Annotated in this window: 14 protein-coding genes; 3 read left to right on the top strand and 11 right to left on the bottom strand. The window is 65.0% G+C overall.

Features of this window, described 5'->3' with window-relative positions:
- Positions 1 to 109 precede the first annotated feature (109 nt).
- The 11 genes from J4G43_RS12870 to J4G43_RS12820 form a co-directional block, all read right to left on the bottom strand.
- Positions 110 to 556, bottom strand: coding sequence for a hypothetical protein (locus J4G43_RS12870; protein ID WP_014497533.1), 447 nt, complete (start codon positions 554 to 556; stop codon positions 110 to 112).
- 149 nt (positions 557 to 705) lie between these two features.
- A complete protein-coding gene (locus J4G43_RS12865) occupies positions 706 to 2433 on the bottom strand; it encodes a chemotaxis protein (protein ID WP_208085023.1) in 1728 nt (575 codons plus the stop codon).
- A 5-nt stretch (positions 2434 to 2438) separates the two neighbouring features.
- Positions 2439 to 3530, bottom strand: a complete 1092-nt coding sequence (locus J4G43_RS12860; protein WP_208085022.1) for a protein-glutamate methylesterase/protein-glutamine glutaminase — start codon at positions 3528 to 3530, stop codon at positions 2439 to 2441.
- A 16-nt stretch (positions 3531 to 3546) separates the two neighbouring features.
- A complete protein-coding gene (locus J4G43_RS12855) occupies positions 3547 to 4401 on the bottom strand; it encodes a CheR family methyltransferase (protein WP_208085021.1) in 855 nt (284 codons plus the stop codon).
- Positions 4402 to 4539: 138 nt separating this feature from the next.
- The gene (locus J4G43_RS12850; RefSeq protein ID WP_208085020.1) at positions 4540 to 6342 is read right to left on the bottom strand and encodes a methyl-accepting chemotaxis protein; all 1803 of its coding nucleotides are present in this window, start codon (positions 6340 to 6342) and stop codon (positions 4540 to 4542) included.
- Between the two features lie 60 nt (positions 6343 to 6402).
- Positions 6403 to 6879 (bottom strand): chemotaxis protein CheW, encoded by a 477-nt coding sequence (locus tag J4G43_RS12845; protein WP_208085019.1) that lies wholly within the window; start codon positions 6877 to 6879, stop codon positions 6403 to 6405.
- Positions 6880 to 6915: 36 nt separating this feature from the next.
- A complete protein-coding gene (locus J4G43_RS12840) occupies positions 6916 to 8613 on the bottom strand; it encodes a methyl-accepting chemotaxis protein (RefSeq protein WP_208085018.1) in 1698 nt (565 codons plus the stop codon).
- 38 nt (positions 8614 to 8651) lie between these two features.
- The gene (locus J4G43_RS12835; protein WP_166350025.1) at positions 8652 to 9113 is read right to left on the bottom strand and encodes a chemotaxis protein CheW; all 462 of its coding nucleotides are present in this window, start codon (positions 9111 to 9113) and stop codon (positions 8652 to 8654) included.
- Positions 9113 to 11200, bottom strand: coding sequence for a chemotaxis protein CheA (locus J4G43_RS12830; protein WP_208085017.1), 2088 nt, complete (start codon positions 11198 to 11200; stop codon positions 9113 to 9115). Before J4G43_RS12830 ends, J4G43_RS12835 begins: the two co-directional genes overlap by 1 nt.
- Positions 11197 to 11562, bottom strand: a complete 366-nt coding sequence (locus J4G43_RS12825) for a response regulator (RefSeq protein WP_208085016.1) — start codon at positions 11560 to 11562, stop codon at positions 11197 to 11199. The genes J4G43_RS12830 and J4G43_RS12825 overlap by 4 nt, the downstream gene beginning before the upstream one ends.
- Positions 11562 to 11885: an STAS domain-containing protein gene (locus J4G43_RS12820; RefSeq protein WP_208089306.1), complete on the bottom strand. Its 324-nt coding sequence runs from the start codon at positions 11883 to 11885 to the stop codon at positions 11562 to 11564. The genes J4G43_RS12825 and J4G43_RS12820 overlap by 1 nt, the downstream gene beginning before the upstream one ends.
- A gap of 286 nt (positions 11886 to 12171) precedes the next feature.
- On the opposite strand from J4G43_RS12820, the gene J4G43_RS12815 reads away from it, so the two are divergent.
- From J4G43_RS12815 to J4G43_RS12805, 3 genes are all read left to right on the top strand, one after another.
- A complete protein-coding gene (locus J4G43_RS12815; RefSeq protein WP_208085015.1) occupies positions 12172 to 13311 on the top strand; it encodes a response regulator in 1140 nt (379 codons plus the stop codon).
- 188 nt (positions 13312 to 13499) lie between these two features.
- On the top strand, positions 13500 to 14171 hold the full coding sequence (locus J4G43_RS12810; protein WP_208085014.1) for a hypothetical protein: 672 nt from the start codon (positions 13500 to 13502) through the stop codon (positions 14169 to 14171).
- An 18-nt stretch (positions 14172 to 14189) separates the two neighbouring features.
- A complete protein-coding gene (locus J4G43_RS12805; RefSeq protein WP_208085013.1) occupies positions 14190 to 16340 on the top strand; it encodes an adenylate/guanylate cyclase domain-containing protein in 2151 nt (716 codons plus the stop codon).
- Positions 16341 to 16365 lie beyond the last annotated feature (25 nt).

Here is a 16365-nt window from a genome sequence, read left to right as displayed (position 1 = left end):
TTGTTATGGGCCCCAACCTAGATTTCACCTCTAAAACTAGTGTTGCCGCAGTCCAGTCGCGCCGTGATTTCGCGACAACAGCGTCAATGCAAAGCTAAAAACCCGCACCCTACGACACAGGCGCCTTGGGCGGCGTGAACGGATGACGCGGCCGGGAACGGTTGTCGAGGCCCTTGGGCAGCTTGTCGGCGTTGAGCTTCACGACCGCGCATTTCGCGTCGGCTGCCGGCGCATCTTCCTGGCTGTAGATCAGCGTCGCCTCGAACTTCACGTCGGGCGCTTCCTTGGCCGTTCCCGAACAGCTCGCCACCAGGCCGTTGCACACACCCGAGAGTTTGACCTCGACCTCATCAGGCCCAAACACGCTCAGCGGGCCGTCAGCATGCCGGTTCACGGTCAGGACGGCCGAGAAGTGCTGCTCATCGACCCGGTAGGAACCACCATAAGTAAAGAAGCTGTCGCGGCCCGAGATCCGGCCCTCGGCCAGATCCACGATGCCGGTGCCCTGACCTCGTGAGGTCCTGAACCAGGCAGCGTATTTACCGTCTCTCAGCATGGGGAATTTTCCGAGGTGAAGATCGCCCTGTATTTGCGACCAACTCTGGGGCGCGACAATGACCTAACGGGCAGCCCTTCGGGCAAGGTTAATGCTCCGAAAACCCAATCCGTCGAATTGCCGCCGACGCGCGACGCCGGCGGCGAACGTCAGAACAACTCTATGCCGTCATCCGCGGTCTCGACCGCTTCGATGCGGCGCGTGGCGGCGATCGACGCAAGGCCAAGCGTTTGCAGGAATTCGCGGTGAACGTCCCGCTCGCGCTCCATCGTGTAGCGCGCGAAGAGATCGTCGAGCATCGCCTGATCCCGCGCCTCCGGCTGCGGCCGCTGCGCGCCCGCGCTCGCGGTCTCGAGCCGCGCGGCAACCGCAGGCAAGGCCGCGGAGCTCTCGCCCAGCGAGCTCATCAGACCTTGCGCCGAATTCATCAGGCCTTCGAATTCCGCGCCTTCATCGACGAGCCGGCTCATCAGCTTGCCGAGCCGTTCGTTGCCGACCTCGACCTCGCGCAGCGCCTGGAGGATCTGCGGCTCGAACTTGGCGAGCTGCGTGGGATCGCCCCGGACGCGGAGCTCCTTCAGCTCGTTCGCAGAGCGCTCGATGCCGTCGAGCACGGGCCGCAGGCGCCCCGCGCCCGCCGAAACCTGGTCCGCGGTCGCCTTGAGCTCGTTGGCGATCACGACAAACGCGCTGCCGCGACTGCCCAGATGGCTTGCTTTCAGGCCAGCATTCATTCCGATCAGGGTGATGTCGACGGTCGCCTCGGCAAGTCCGGCGATGGCCTGGCGAAACTTTGCCAGCGTGTCCTCGACGATGGCGAGCGCCTCGTCGACCGAGCGGCCGGCGCTCTCGCAGGTGGCGATCAGGGTCGAGGCATGTGCCAGTGCCTGCTTGATGCGCGCGAGGAACGATGACGAGCCGCCATCCTCGCCGCCGAACAGCGTGCGGCCATGGCCGACGACGTTGCCTGCATCGTGCAGGATGGCGGTGAGCGCGCGAACGATCTGGCCGATGTCGCCGCCGAATTCGCGCTGGGCGTCCCTGAGCAAGGCCGCCTGCAACTGGCAGATCGCGCGCGCACCGTCCTCGCTCGCGCCCCGTTCGGGAACGAGGCTCGGCGCAGCTTCCGACGCCTGGCCGAGGCCATGACAGACATGTTCGAGGCGCTGGCGCGTGCTGTCGCCGGCCTGCAAGGAAATGATCGCGCCGCCGACCGCCTCGGCGATCTTCCTGGTGCTGGTGCTCGCGAGGTCGGCGAGCTGGCTGCTGTCGCGGCGCTGGCCGCGCAATCCGGAATAGGCTGCGCCGAGCTCGGCGCTCTCCGACACCAATTGATTCCGGTAACGGCTCTCGAATTCCCTCTGCCGGCCGGACGCGGTCGCAACGGCTTCCGACAGGCGCTGCTGGTCCCGCGCGCAGCCCTCGATCGAACCTTGTACCGCCTTGCCGAGATCGTAGGCTTCCTGCGTGAAGGCGAGAAAGCCCTCGCGGTCGCCATCCAGCGAAGCCGCCTCGATCCGCGCACTGCGCGCGATGATGGTGATCATCTGGATGTGCTTGAACAGCGGCTTGAGCAGCGAGGACGCCTCCGCCGTGCTGGTGCCGATGGTCGCAAGCAGGGCGCTCTCGGCCGGCAGCGCCTCTGCCAGCTCGCTGAGCCGCGCGGCGATCTCCTGTAGCGCGGTGGCGGCGCCCTCGATCTCGGCGCCGGAGAGTTCCTCCGAGAGCGTCGCGAGGCCCTGGTTCAGCTCCTTGAAGATGAGGTGACCGCGACCGAGCTCGTGACCGACGCGCGCGAAGACGTCCTCGATCCGCGACGAGACATCCTCGATCGCGACGATCGCCTCGGTGAGCGTATTGGCCGGAATGGCGGACATCGCAATCAACCTGCCACCGCAACGTGTCCGGCCTGATACCAGAGCATGATCTCGCGCGGGATATGATGCAGCGAGACGACCTTCTCGACACCGCCATGCGCGATGGCTTCCTTGGGCATGCCGAACACCACGCAGCTCTCCTCGTCCTGCGCGCGTGTCGAGGCGCCGAGCTTGCGCATCTCCAGCATGCCGCGCGCACCGTCGTCGCCCATGCCCGTCATGATCACGCCGAGCGCGTTGGCGCCGGCATGCTGGGCCGCGGAGCGAAACAGCACGTCGACCGAGGGGCGATGCCGCGACACCGGCGGGCCGTCCTTGATCGCGATCTGGTAACGCAGGCCGATGCGCTGGAGCAGCATGTGACGGGCGCCCGGCGCGATATAGGCGCATCCCAGCAGCACCGGCTCGCCGTCCTCGGCTTCCTTGACGCGGACCTGGCAGACGCTGTCGAGACGCCTGGCGAAGGCCGCGGTGAACCCTGCCGGCATGTGCTGGACGATGACGATGGGAGGACAGTGCGGCGGCAGCATCTCGAGGACGTCGTTGAGCGCTTCGGTGCCGCCGGTCGATGCGCCGATGCACACGATGCGCTCAGTGGTCGGCCGGACCTTGCCCTGCACCGGCGGCGGGATGATGGCGTCGGCGGTCAGCTTCCTCTCGATCGTGCGGCGCTCCGCCCGCGGACGCACCCGCGCGCGCGCTGCCGATTTCACGGACTCGCGCAGCCGCGTCGAGCATTCGAGCAGCGCCTGCCGGGTGTCGATCTTCGGCTTCGGCACGATGTCGACCGCGCCCGCCTCGAACGCCTCGAACATCACGTTCGAACCTTCCTCGGTGAGCGAGGAGCAGATGATCACCGGGATCGGGCGCTGCGCCATGATCTTGCGCAGGAAGGTCATGCCGTCCATGCGCGGCATTTCCAGGTCGAGGATCATGACATCGGGGATTTCGTTCTGGAGACGGCGCGCCGCCGCGAACGGATCGGAGGCCGCCCCCATCACCTCGATGTCAGGATCGTCGTTGAGGATCGTTTGCAGGATTTGGCGCACCGACGCCGAATCGTCCACGATCAGTACGCGAACTTTCTCCCTCGGCATTCTGGTTGCGCTCCGGCTAGACCTTGAAAATGGTTGGCTGAACTTGCTTCAGACCCGGCACTGCACTGTGAATCATCGATTCCGAATGACCGACCAGGAGATAGCCGCCGGGCCGCAAATGGCTGCACAATTGCTCGATCACCTTGCGCTGGGTCTCGCGCTCGAAATAGATCAGGACGTTGCGGCAGAAGATGATGTCGACGTCCCGGTCGACGGGGTAGGACTTATCCATGAGGTTCATCCTCATGAAATGCGTCATGCGCCTCAATTCCGGCACCACCCGCACTTCGCCGCGCGACTTGTCGCGTGACGACAGGAAATATCGCTTCAGGAAATGCTCCGGCACCGGCGCGAGCACGTCGCGGGTGTAGATCGCGGACTTGGCAAGGCGCAGCACCGCGGTCGAAATGTCGGTCCCGAGGATGCGGTACTGAAACCGCGAGCCGTTCCGCGTCATGTCGTCGAGCACCATGGCGGTGGTGTAGGCTTCCATGCCGGTGGAGCTCGCCGAGCTCCAGATCTTCAGGTTCGCGTTTTTCCGCCCGTGCGACTTGAGCAGGGCCGGGATCGCGACGTCCCTCATGAAGGTGAAGTGCTGGGGCTCCCGGAAGAAGTCGGTCTTGTTGGTCGTCACCACATCGATGAGATGGGTCAGCTCGGTGTCGAAATGATCGGCCTCGAACAGGTTGTCGACATACTCGTTGAGGTCGGAGAAGTTCAACGCACGCACGCGCTTGTGCAGCCGCCCCTCCAGCATCAACCGCTTGCCCTGCGGCAGCTTGATGCCGACCTGGCCCTCGATCAGTTCGGCGATAGTCCGGAAGTGGCGGTCGGACAGATGGACGACCGTATCCTGCACGGCGGGCATCATGGCTGAATGCCCCGATCCGCGATGGCCGCCTGCACTGAATGTCGGGCCGAACGGGCCATCTTGAATCCCACGCGTTTACACGATCACTGACGGCGGATCGGCCCACCGGTGAAGGATGGGCCGACCTCTTGACCGCTCTCAGCGTTGGAAATCGGCGTCCCGATCGTCCTCGCCGTCGTTCATGTCGAAGGCGAAGCCGCCGCCACCGGCAGCCTTCACCGCGCGCGCCGGCCTCGCCTGCGGCTTCTTGGCCGGACGCTCGACGGCCGCCATTGTCGCCGCCTTGGCGCGGAGCTGGGTAACCGCCCGGTCGATCGGCGCGGCGGCCTGGCTGCGTCCCTGCTCGATGCGGAAATAGGCGATCGTCGACTGAAGCTGCTCGGCCTGCGAGGCGAGTTCCTCCGAGGTCGAGGAGACCTGTTCGGACGCGCTGGCGTTCTGCTGGCCGACCTTGTCGAGCTGCTGGATCGCCTGGTTGATCTGGGCCGAGCCGACGTCCTGCTCGCGGCAGGCGGCGGTGATTTCCTCGACGAGCTCCGCCGTCCTCTTGATATCAGGAACGAGCTTGGAGAGCATATTGCCGGCCTCCTGCGCAACCTTGACGGTTTCAGTCGAGAGCGTGCCGATCTCGGCGGCGGCCGCCTGGCTGCGTTCGGCGAGCTTGCGCACTTCGGACGCAACCACGGCAAAGCCCTTGCCATGCTCGCCAGCGCGCGCGGCCTCGACCGCGGCGTTGAGCGCGAGCAGGTCGGTCTGGCGCGCGATCTCCTGCACGATCGTGATCTTCTCTGCGATGGTCTGCATCGCGTTGACGGCGCGGCCGACCGCGGCGCCGCTGGCCTCGGCATCCTTGGCGGACTGCGCGGCGATCTTCTCGGTCTGGTTCGCGTTGTCGGCGTTCTGCTTCACGTTCGAGGCCATCTCTTCCATCGAAGAGGAGGCTTCCTCGGCGGACGAGGCCTGCTCGGTCGCGCCCTGCGAGAGCTGCTCGGCGCTGGCGGAGAGCTCCTGGCTGCCGGCGGAGACGTTCTGCGCCGCGGTCAGGGCTTCCGACACGATCTGACGGAGCTTCTCCACCATGCGCTCGAGCGCGAGGCCGAGCGTATCCTTGTCCGACAGCGGTTTGGCCTCGACCATGAGATCGCCCTGCGCGATCTGGTTGGCGAGCGCCGCCGTCGCGTTGAGGTTGACCGTCATCGCGTTCAGCGACTTGATGAGATCGCCGATCTCGTCATTGCTGGAGGACTCGATCTTGTGGCTGAGATCGCCGATCGCCACCGCATCAGCGAGGCCCACCGCCTGCGCCAGCGCACGGCTGATGTTCAGCGCAATCCAGGTCGCCGCGACCGCGGCGATCAGGAGCGAGGCAATGACCAGGCTCATCAGCAGCATCTCGGCGCGCGCACCGTCCTGCTTGGACTGCTCGGCCTGCTCAGCCATGTTCTTCTTGACGTTCTTGATGTAGACGTCGGCCGCTTCGATTGCGTCCGCAACGACCTTGCGGCCGTCATGCATGGAGCGGTCCAGGGCCTTCGGCTTGTCGGTCTTCGCGAGCCGGACCGTCTCGTCCTGATAGGCGTTGAGCTTGGCGAAGGCGACGTTGAAATTCTCCATCAGCTTCTTGCCGCTTTCGCTGGCAGCCGCGTAGATCTCGTCCTTCGACTTGGTGATCGCGTCGCGGTTCTTGATGAGGTCGGCCTGGAATTGCTCGTGCTCTGCATCGGACGCTGCGAGAATCGCGTTCTTCTCCGCGCGCACGAGGAACAGGATGCCTTCCTTCAGCTCCGCCGCCTTTTCCATCCGGCCCGCACGGCTGACCAGAAGCTCGGTGGTGCTGACCATGTCCGCCAGCTTCATATAGCCGACCGCACCGGCGATCATGGACAGCAGGATGACGACGCCGAAGGCGCTGGCAAGCTTGGCTTTGACGGTGAATCTCATGTCAGTCTCGTTGGTTCGAATTGGGGTGCTTACGCTTGACCACGCTTCACGCTTGCAAATTCAGGCGGCGCGAGAGGTATCGCGCCCTTCCGGGATCTCGTCGTTCGCCATCAGCTTGGCGAGATCGAAGATGACGACGAATTTCTCGCCCTTGCGGCCGATGCCGGCGGCATAGTCGGACTGCCATTTTCCGCCGACCTCGGGGATGGGCTCGATCGCCTGCTCGTCGATATCGGTGACCTCGAACACGCAATCGGCGACGAAGCCGACGCCGACCAGGCGATCCCTCATCGGCACGTCGAGGATGATGATGCGGGTCGCTTCAGTCGCTTCCACGGCCGGCAGGCCGAGCTTGGTGCGGAGGTCGACGATGGGATAGCCGCTGCCGCGCACGTCGATCATGCCGAGCAGGAAATTCGGCGCATGCGGCAGCCGTGAGATCGGCCGCATGTCAAGAATTTCCCGGACATTGCGGATGCTGATGCCGAACGTCTCGCCGGCGAGCCCGAGCGTCAGATATTGCGAGGTTGCGGCCATGGTACGGTCCAGAGTCAGATTGTTTTCAAGTTGCGGTCAGCGCTGAAACTCGGCGTCGCGGTCGTCTTCGCCGTCATGCATGTCGAAGGCGAAGCCGCCGCCATTGGCGACCTTCATCGCGCGCGCCAGCTTGCGGGCGGGCGCGGGCTTCTTGACGCCGCGGTCCGCTGCCGCCATGTGCGCGGCCTTGGCGCGGAGCTGGGTGACCGCACGGTCGATCGGCGCGGGCGCGGCAGCCTCGCCGCGGCCGGCATGCTCGATGCGGAAGAACGAAATGGTGGACTGAAGTTGCTCGGCCTGCGAGGCGAGCTCCTCTGAGGTCGAGGACACCTGTTCGGAGGCGCTGGCGTTCTGCTGGCCGACCTTGTCGAGCTGTTGGATCGCCTGATTGATCTGGGCCGAGCCAACGTCCTGCTCGCGGCAGGCCGCCGTGATCTCCTGGACCAGCTCGGCAGTCTTCTTGATATCGGGCACGAGCTTGGACAACATGTCGCCGGCTTCCCGCGCGACCTTCACGGTTTCCGTCGACAGCGTGCCGATGTCGGCCGCGGCCGCCTGGCTGCGTTCGGCGAGCTTGCGCACTTCGGACGCGACCACGGCAAAGCCCTTGCCATGCTCACCGGCGCGCGCGGCCTCGACCGCGGCGTTGAGGGCAAGCAGGTCGGTCTGGCGCGCGATCTCCTGCACGATCGTGATCTTCTCGGCGATGGTCTGCATCGCGTTGACGGCACGCCCCACGGCGACGCCGCTGGCTTCCGCATCCTTGGCCGACTGCGCGGCGATCTTCTCGGTCTGGTTGGCGTTGTCGGCATTCTGCTTCACGTTCGAGGCCATCTCTTCCATCGAGGACGAGGCTTCCTCGGCGGACGAGGCCTGCTCGGTCGCGCCCTGCGAGAGCTGCTCGGCACTGGCCGAAAGCTCCTGGCTGCCGGCCGAGACGTTCTGCGCCGCGGTGAGTGCTTCGGCGACGATCTGCTTGAGCTTCTCGACCATGGAGTTCAGCGAGGTAACGAGATCGCCGATCTCGTCGTTGCTTGTGACCTTGATCGACTGGCTGAGATCGCCATCGGCAACCGCGCCGGCGAGCCCGACGGCGCGGCCGAGACCGCGGGAGATGCTCAAGGAAATCCAGATCGCGGCGATCAGGCCGATGACAAGCGAAGCCAGCACGGCCGAGATCAGCAGGAACTGGGCCCGGTTGCCGTCCTCGTGAGCCTGGGCCGCCTGAGCGGCCATGTTCTTCTTGACGTTGGTGACGCAGACGTTGGCGGCTTCCATGGCCTCGGCGACCGCCTTGCGGACCTCGGTCATGGAGCGCTCGGCGGCTTTCGCCTTGTCGGTCCGGGCGGTCTTGAGGGCGTCGTCCTGAACGGCGTTCATCCGCGCGTACGCGACGCCGAAATTCTCCATGAGTTTCTTGCCTTCGGGGGAAGCCGCGGCCTGGATCTCTTCCTTCAACTTCGAGAGCGTCTCGCGCTGCTTGGCGATTTCGGCGATAAAACGATCCGCCTCGCCTTCAGGCGCGAGAATGAGGTTCTTCTCGGCGCGAACCTGAAGCAGGATACCCTTCTCGATCTCCGCCGCACGGTCCATCCGGTTGGCACGCGACACCAGACTGTCGGCGGTGTCGATCATCTCGCTCAGTTTCACATAAGCGAGGCCGCCCGCCGCCATCGACAGCAACAGGACCACACCGAACGCGATGGCAAGCTTTGCCTTGACCGTGAATCTCATTTCCAGCCCCTACCCCAGTCTCGCCCCGAGACCTCATTTCAATTCAGGATGCGTTCCATGTTGGGAACGATGACAAACTCTTCTCGCCACTTGGCGATGAAACGGATGAATTCCGGCTTCCAGTGCATGCCGACGCGCGGCGTCTGCTGTACGTCGGTCTGCGATATCTCGGTGACCTCGTAGACCTTGTCGGCAGTGACGCCGACCAGGACCGGCTCGCCGTCGAGCGTGAGCTCGATGACGACGATGCGCGTGTCGGCCGAATTGTCGAGCTGCGGCATGCCGAAGCGGATGCGCAGGTCCGCAAGCGGAATGACGTTGCCGCGCACGTTGATGACGCTCGGAACGAAGGCCCGCGCGCCGGCCACCTTGGTCACCGGCACGGGATCGATGATCTCGCGCACGAGGCCGGCGTCGAGCGCGAACTTCTCCTCGCCGAGGCCGATCATTACGACCTGCATCGCGTCGGCGTGATGCTCGCCCGTCAAACCATCGTTCATCAGGCCGCCTCGCTGATATGCTGTTTCTCGACCTTCGACTGCGCCAGCGTGACGAGCTGCGCTACATCGAGGATCAGCGCCGCCGTGCCGTCACCCAAAATCGTCGCGCCGGAGAAGATCGTGACGTCGGAGTGCAGCTTGGAGAGCGACTTGATCACGGTCTGGTGGTTGCCGATGATCTGGTCCGCGACAAGACCGACGTGCGTCTCACCGGTCGAGATGATGATCGTCTTCTGGTGCCGGTCGGGCGTGCCCGACGCAGTCATGATTTCGCGCAGCCTGAGGAAGGGCACGAGATTGCCTCGCACGTTGAGGAAGTTGCGGCCGCGGGAGCGCTCGTCCTCGGCGGTCAGCTCGATGCATTCCTCAACCGCGGACAACGGAATGATATAGCGGCCTTCGCCGACACGGATCAGCAGCCCCTCGATGATCGCAAGCGTCAGCGGCAGACGCAGCGTCACCGTGGTGCCCTGGCCCGGCCGGGTCGACAGGTCGATCGTGCCGCGCATGTTCTCGATGGTGCGCTTGACCACGTCCATGCCGACGCCGCGGCCCGACAGCGCCGAGATGGTCTGCGCGGTCGAGAAGCCCGGGTGGAACAGGAACTGGTGGATCTCGTGATCGGTCAGCACGGCGCCGGAGGCGATCAGCCCCTGCTCTTCCGCTTTCGCGCGGATGCGCGCGGTGTTGAGGCCGCCGCCATTGTCCTTCACGGTGACGAGCACCTGCGCACCGGAATGAACGGCCGCGAGCTCGATCCGGCCTTGCTCCGTCTTGCCGTTGGCGGAGCGGGTCGCGGTGTCTTCGATGCCATGGTCGATGGCGTTGCGGATCAGGTGAACCAGCGGATCGGCCAGGCACTCGATCATGGTCTTGTCGAGCTCGGTGTCCTCGCCCGTGGTGACGAATTCGACCGGCTTCGACAGGTCGCGCGACAAATCATGCACCAGACGGCGGAAGCGGCCGAACAGCGAGCCGATCGGTACCATGCGCGCGCCCATCGTGGTGTCGCGCAAGGAGGAGGCGAGGCGCTCGATTTCCTCGGCGATCATCTTGATCGAGAGATCCGAACCGGACGAGGCGAGCTGCGTCAGCCGCGCCTGGGCGATGACGAGTTCGCCGACCCGGTCCATCAACTCGTCGAGACGCTCGGCCTGGACGCGGACGGTGGCGATGCCGCGATCGTCGCGCTTGGCCTCGGGTTTCGGTTCAGACTTGGATACAGGCGTGGCTTCCGGCTTCGGCTCCGCCTTTGCGACGGGCTGCGCGGCGACAGGCGCAACAACAGCCTCGACCGCCGGCGCGGCCATCTCGGCCGCAGGAGCCGGCTCCTCGTCGAGGAGCTGGAACAGCGGCAGCGGCGCGGGCGCTTCGACCTGCTCAAGCGGCGAGAGCGTCAGCTTCATCTCGTCCTGGACGAACATGAAGACGTCGTCGATCGCGTCCTTGTCGCAGGCGGCGTGCAGCTTGACGTCCCACTTCAGATAGCAGTCTTCCGGCTCCATCTCGTCGAGGAACGGGATGCCGTCGGTCACGGGCACGACGAAGCACGGGCCGAGCTTGCAGAGGTCTTCCAGCAGATCGAGCGGGTTCGAACCGTTGCGCAGGATGTGGGATTCAAATTCCAGATACAGGTGCCAGCCGGCCTGCTTGCTTTCACCGGGGGCCAGCGGCGGTGCTTCGGCGATTTCGGCGACGGGAGCGGCAGGCTGGTTAGGAAACACGAAGCGCTTGAGGTCGTCGAGGATGGCCTCGCCGATGATGTCGTCGGTCGACTGCGGATCCTCGATCAGCGCGCGGATATAGTCCTTGGCCGCAAGCGCGACCGAGATCAGCTCCTGCGTCGGCTTGATCTCGCCCTTGCGGACGCGGTCGAACGCGGTCTCGAATTCGTGGGTAAAGGAGGCAACCTTGTCGAAGCCGAACATGGCGCCCGAGCCCTTGATCGTATGCAGGGCGCGGAAGGCGGAATCGACCAGCTCGCGGTCGTCGGGACGCAGGCCGAGATCGAGCAAGGCCCCTTCCAGGACCTCGAACAGCTCGCTGGCTTCCTGGCGAAAGACCTCTGTCGGGTCCATCGCGTTCATGCACGCACCAGCTTGCCGACCACGGCGAGCAGCTGCTCCGGCTTGAACGGCTTGGTAATCCAGCCGGTGGCGCCGGCGCTCTTGGCTTCCTGCTTCACCGTGTCGTTGGATTCGGTGGTCAGGAACACGATGGGCATGCCGACCGCGCTCGGCAGCTTGCGCAGCGCCCGGATCAGCTCCAGCCCGTTCATGACGGGCATATTGAGGTCGGTGATGACGAGGTCGAGCTTGCCGGCCTGCGCCTTGGCAAGCCCTTGCGCGCCGTCGCCGACCTCGATCACGTTGTGACCGGCCGGCTCGAGCACGACCTTGATCATCTGACGGATGCTGGGGGAATCGTCGACCGTGAGAATCGTGGCCATCAGGTGCCATCTTTCTTTTGCGGGAAGTGCTGATCGATCATCGCATCGCTGGCGAAGCCGGCGCGGCGAAGGGTGTTGCGCAGAGACTGGGAGAATGATGTGAGCACCACCGGGCGGCCCTGGGCCTCGCCCGTCCTGGCTGTCGACAGCAGAAGCTGGATCGAGGTTACGTCGGCCTTGTCGACGCTCGAACAATCGATCTCGAGCCGGTCCTGCCGGCCGAAAGCTTCGCGGATCAGGTCAAAGACACTGCGGATCGCAGCGATGCTGCAATCCGCAGGCAGCCGTAGGGACCACTTCGGCTCAGTGACATCAGACGGCATTCGTCCCCCAGATTTCCTCGGGATTCGCTGCACGCATGACGCGAATCTCGCGCGACGACTATTCGCTTGGGAGAGTGTGCAAACCCCTAATGGGCATCACCGTACAACTACGGGTCACAAACCGAAGAACTTCGCGCATGCATGCAGGCGTGCATGGTTCGCTCAATTCTCATGCGTTGTGCGCAGTCTCGAGTCAGTTCGCCGCAGCCCGGGCGTTTGCTCCGCGTTAAATCGCAAAGACTATTCGTGGAGATCACGCCTCGCATCCGAACGAGACCGGCCGCCGATGCTGACCCAAGCGCTTCTCGTTGATGACAGCCGCTCTGTCCTCAATTTCCTGAAACGTCATATCGAAGCCGAAGGCCTGGTCGAGGCCACGGCTTTCCTCGATCCCGTCGAGGCGCTGGCTTGCGCACGCGAGCGCGTCTTCGACCTCGTGCTGGTCGACTACGAGATGCCGCATATGGACGGCATCAGCTTCATCCGCGCCTTCCGCGCCCTGCCCGGCTGCGCCGACATCCCGATCGCGATGATCACGTCGCGACAGACCGATGACGTCAAGATGGAAGCGCTGCAGGCTGGTGCAACCGATTTCTTACCGAAACAGCCACAGAGCGTCGAGATGACGGTGCGCCTGCGCAATTTGGTGCGCCTTGGTGCAGCCGTGCGCAAGCAGAACGACCGTGCCGCCGATCTGGCGAGCGCGGTCGCAGCCGCGACCCAGAAACTCGGCGAGCGCGAGGAGGAGATCATCCTGCGGCTCGCGCTCGCGGTCGAATACCGCGACAACGACACCGGCGAGCACACGCTGCGGGTCGCCCGCTACAGCCGCATCATCGCCGAGCAGCTCGGCCTGCCACCCCGGCTCTGCCGCGACATCTATCTGGCCGCGCCCCTGCACGACGTCGGCAAGGTCGCCATCCCCGACCATATCCTCCTCAAGCCCGGCAGGCTCACCGACGATGAGATGGCGGTGATCCGCACCCATGCGACGATCGGCGAAAAGATCCTGGCGGACTCCAGCTGCGAGCTGATCCAGCTCGGTGCGCAAATTGCCGCAGGCCATCACGAACGCTGGGATGGCGCGGGCTATCCGAACGGCCTTCAGGCAGACGAGATCCCGGTCGCCGCACGCGTCGTCGCGGTCGCCGACGTCTTCGACGCCCTGACGACGCGCCGGCCATATAAAGAGCCGATGCCGCTCGACGTGGCGCGCGACTATCTGGTCGAGAACCAGGGCCGGCAGTTCGACCCGGCCTGCGTCGAGGCCTTCCTGTCGCGCTGGGACGAGGTCGTGGAAATCGCCGCCGGTCAACAGGCGACGCCGTATCAGAAGACCGAAGTGCCGCTCGCGCCCATTATAGAGTGTGCGGCCGAGAGCCGTGCGGTCGAGGACCAGTTGGCTGAGCCCGTCCCGGCCGCCTGACATGATCCATGCGGCCAACCGCTTGCCGCGGCTTCGCTTTTCTCCGGTCGCCGGTTTGAACCAGTTCCTGCTAGAGTGCACCAATAACCAAGAGTGATTCCGGTCACACTTACCTGGACGCGCCGATGCTAAGCATCGAACCAGGACGGGGACCGGCGATTTATCGGTCGAATTGGATGAGAATTCCCATGAGAAGCCTGATCGGCGCTGGTATCGGCGCGTTCTGTCTTGCGGCCCCCGCTTTGGCGGAGACCCCGGCCGCGATCGTCGAGGATGTGCAGGGCAAGGTCGACGGCATCGCGTTCATGGACTATGTGGCGCCCGGCAAGATCATCAAGCTCGGGCCCAAGGCCAGCGTCACGCTCAGCTACCTCAAATCCTGCCAGCGCGAGACCATCAGCGAAGGCGTCGTCCTGGTCGGTGCCGAGCAGAGCACCGTGCAACTCGGCGAGGTCAAGCGCGAGAAGGTGCCCTGCGATACCAATGCAGCAAAACTGTCCGAGCGCGAGGCGAACCAGAGCGCCGCGACGACCTTCCGCACCATGCGATCGGACGCGAAGGGAGCGCCGCCGGCCAAGCTGCCGACGCTCTATGGCGTCGCGCCGCTCGTGCAGGCCAAGAGCGGCAGCACGCTGGTGATCGAACGCACCGACGGCAAGGAGCCCACGATCAGCGTGCCGCTCAAGAGCGAGATGATGGTCGGCGGCAAGTTCTACGACTTTGCCAAGGCCGGAAAGACACTGACCCCGGGCGGCAGCTATCTCGCCATCCTCGGCGCCAAGCGCTACGCCTTCCAGGTCGATGCCAGCGCCACCTCATCGCCGACGCCGATCGTCGGCCGGCTGCTGCGGCTCGAATAGGCGGTCTGCGACCGGGCGATGCGGCGGATCGGGGGACGGGACATCGTTGCGGCGATCCTGATTGCGCTCGTTGCGGGCGCAGTCTTCACGTCCCCGCCGCTTCAGACGCTACAAGGTCTCTCGCTCGACATCCTCACCGCGATGCGCGGCAAGCTGGTCGGCGACCACCGTGATCCCGCAACATCGCCGGTCGTCGTGGTTGCGATCGACGGGGAGACCTACGACACTCCCCCTTTCAAGGGATCGCCGACCCAGACCTGGACGCGCGAGATCGGCCGGGTGCTCGGAAGCATCACCGAAGGCGGCGCCAAGGTCATCGGCTTCGACGTGATCTTTCCAAGCTCGATCGAGCAATCGGAGATTCCGTTCGGCGATGCGTCGTTCGGCAGCCGCTTGAAGGGCTTTGACCGGGACTACCTCATCGCACTCCGGCAACTCTCCGACGGCGGCAAGCTGGTGCTTGGCGAGATCCTCAGCAATGACCATCCGGACGTACCCTACCCCGCACAACGACTTGCGGTGAAAAACAATGTCCGCGCCCTCAACGTGCATACCGACACCGATGATGTGATCCGGCGGATGCCGCTGAGCTTTGCCATCGACGGCAAGCCTGTCCCTGCGATGGCGGTCGAGCTCGCCGCGCGTGCGCTCGGCACGACGCCCGGGAACGGACCATCCGGCGCGATGCAGCTGCCCGGCTACACGATCCCGAGCGCGGTCCCCAACACGTTGACGCTCAACTACCGTGGCATGGGCCGCGACGTCCCGGCCTATTCTTTCGCCGACCTGCGTGCCTGCGTCGAGAAAGGCGACCGCGATTTCTTCCGCCGCGCCTTCGACGGCAAGGTTGTGCTGCTCGGCACCGTCCTCAATTTCGAGGACCGCAAGCTCACCTCGATGCGGCTTTCCGGCGGATATGACGGCTCGCCCGCACCGCGTTGCGCCCTGCCCGCCCCGGCCGGCACCGCGCAGAAGGCCCGCAGCGACATCGCCGGCGTGTTCGTGCATGCCACCGTCGTGCGAAACCTGATCGAGCGCGACGCCGTGACCGAGCTCGGCTTTCCCATGCGGACCGTTCTCACGATCGTGTTCGCGGCGATCATCGCCTGCGCGGCCTCCATGCTCGCGCCGGGCGGCGCGATGATCGCCTGGCTCGGCCTCACTGCCGCTTACACAGCCGTTGCCGTCACCGCGTTCGTGCACGCGCTGGCACTGCCGCTGACCGAGCCTGCGCTCGCAAGTCTCGCCGCGCTCGCGATGACGATCGGCTACCGCTTCGTGCTGGCCGATCGCGACGAGCGCTTCCTGCGCCAGAGCTTTGCCTTCTATCTCGCGCCCGAAGTGATCAACACCATGGTTGCCTCCGGCAAGATGCCGGCGCTCGGCGGCGAGATGCGCAACGTCACCATGTTCTTCTCCGACCTCAGCGGCTTCTCCTCGATCGCAGAGACCATGACGCCGGGCGAGCTGGTGACCCTGATGAACGAATATCTCTCGGCCATGACCGACATCATCGAGAGCCATGGCGGCTATGTCGACAAATATATCGGCGATTCCATCGTCGCGATGTTCGGCGCGCCGGCCGACGATCCCGCCCACGCGCGCAACGCGGTTCACGCCGCGCTGAAGTGCCACGAGAAGCTCGTGGAATTGAATGCCAGCAATCCCGCCTTCGCAGGCCACGGCCTGTCGCACCGCATCGGGCTCAACAGCGGCGAAGCCGTGGTCGGCAATATCGGCTCGCGCCGCCGTTTCAACTACACCGTGATGAGCGACACCGTGAACGTCGCCTCGCGCCTCGAGGGCGCCAACAAATATTACGGCACCGCCATCATGGCCTCGGAAACGACGATGGCGCAGACCGGCGACACTTTCGCCTGGCGTGAACTCGATGCGATCAGGGTGCTCGGCCGCGGCGAGGCAATCAAGGTGTTCGAGCCGCTGGCGGACAAGGGCGCGGAGAGCGCCGAGCAGACGAAGGTGGCCACAGCGTATGCGGAGGGGCTGGCGTGCTGGCGGGCGAGGGAGTTTGCGAAGGCGGCCGAGGCGTTCGACGGCGTCGCGAAGATCGACCCGGCGTCGGCGCTGTTCGCCAAGCGCGCGAAAGCCCTCGCCGCAAATCCACCATCGCCAGAGTGGACGCCGGTCAATACGCTGGAAGGAAAGTAGCGGTTGTTTACTCTTCGTCAGAAGG

It is taken from the genome of Bradyrhizobium barranii subsp. barranii, from assembly GCF_017565645.3.
In the GTDB taxonomy this organism is placed as follows: domain Bacteria; phylum Pseudomonadota; class Alphaproteobacteria; order Rhizobiales; family Xanthobacteraceae; genus Bradyrhizobium; species Bradyrhizobium barranii.
The sequence above is the reverse complement of the archived record's forward strand: the minus strand, read 5'-3'. Positions and strand labels throughout refer to the sequence as shown.

Bases quoted from the DNA above. Each gene is read 5' to 3' on its own strand.
- J4G43_RS12870 (WP_014497533.1), bottom strand. From the start codon at position 556: ATGCTGAGAGACGGTAAATACGCTGCCTGGTTCAGGACCTCACGAGGT.
- J4G43_RS12865 (WP_208085023.1), bottom strand. From the start codon at position 2,433: ATGTCCGCCATTCCGGCCAATACGCTCACCGAGGCGATCGTCGCGATC.
- J4G43_RS12860 (WP_208085022.1), bottom strand. From the start codon at position 3,530: ATGCCGAGGGAGAAAGTTCGCGTACTGATCGTGGACGATTCGGCGTCG.
- J4G43_RS12855 (WP_208085021.1), bottom strand. From the start codon at position 4,401: ATGATGCCCGCCGTGCAGGATACGGTCGTCCATCTGTCCGACCGCCAC.
- J4G43_RS12850 (WP_208085020.1), bottom strand. From the start codon at position 6,342: ATGAGATTCACCGTCAAAGCCAAGCTTGCCAGCGCCTTCGGCGTCGTC.
- J4G43_RS12845 (WP_208085019.1), bottom strand. From the start codon at position 6,879: ATGGCCGCAACCTCGCAATATCTGACGCTCGGGCTCGCCGGCGAGACG.
- J4G43_RS12840 (WP_208085018.1), bottom strand. From the start codon at position 8,613: ATGAGATTCACGGTCAAGGCAAAGCTTGCCATCGCGTTCGGTGTGGTC.
- J4G43_RS12835 (WP_166350025.1), bottom strand. From the start codon at position 9,113: ATGAACGATGGTTTGACGGGCGAGCATCACGCCGACGCGATGCAGGTC.
- J4G43_RS12830 (WP_208085017.1), bottom strand. From the start codon at position 11,200: ATGAACGCGATGGACCCGACAGAGGTCTTTCGCCAGGAAGCCAGCGAG.
- J4G43_RS12825 (WP_208085016.1), bottom strand. From the start codon at position 11,562: ATGGCCACGATTCTCACGGTCGACGATTCCCCCAGCATCCGTCAGATG.
- J4G43_RS12820 (WP_208089306.1), bottom strand. From the start codon at position 11,885: ATGCCGTCTGATGTCACTGAGCCGAAGTGGTCCCTACGGCTGCCTGCG.
- J4G43_RS12815 (WP_208085015.1), top strand. From the start codon at position 12,172: ATGCTGACCCAAGCGCTTCTCGTTGATGACAGCCGCTCTGTCCTCAAT.
- J4G43_RS12810 (WP_208085014.1), top strand. From the start codon at position 13,500: ATGAGAAGCCTGATCGGCGCTGGTATCGGCGCGTTCTGTCTTGCGGCC.
- J4G43_RS12805 (WP_208085013.1), top strand. From the start codon at position 14,190: ATGCGGCGGATCGGGGGACGGGACATCGTTGCGGCGATCCTGATTGCG.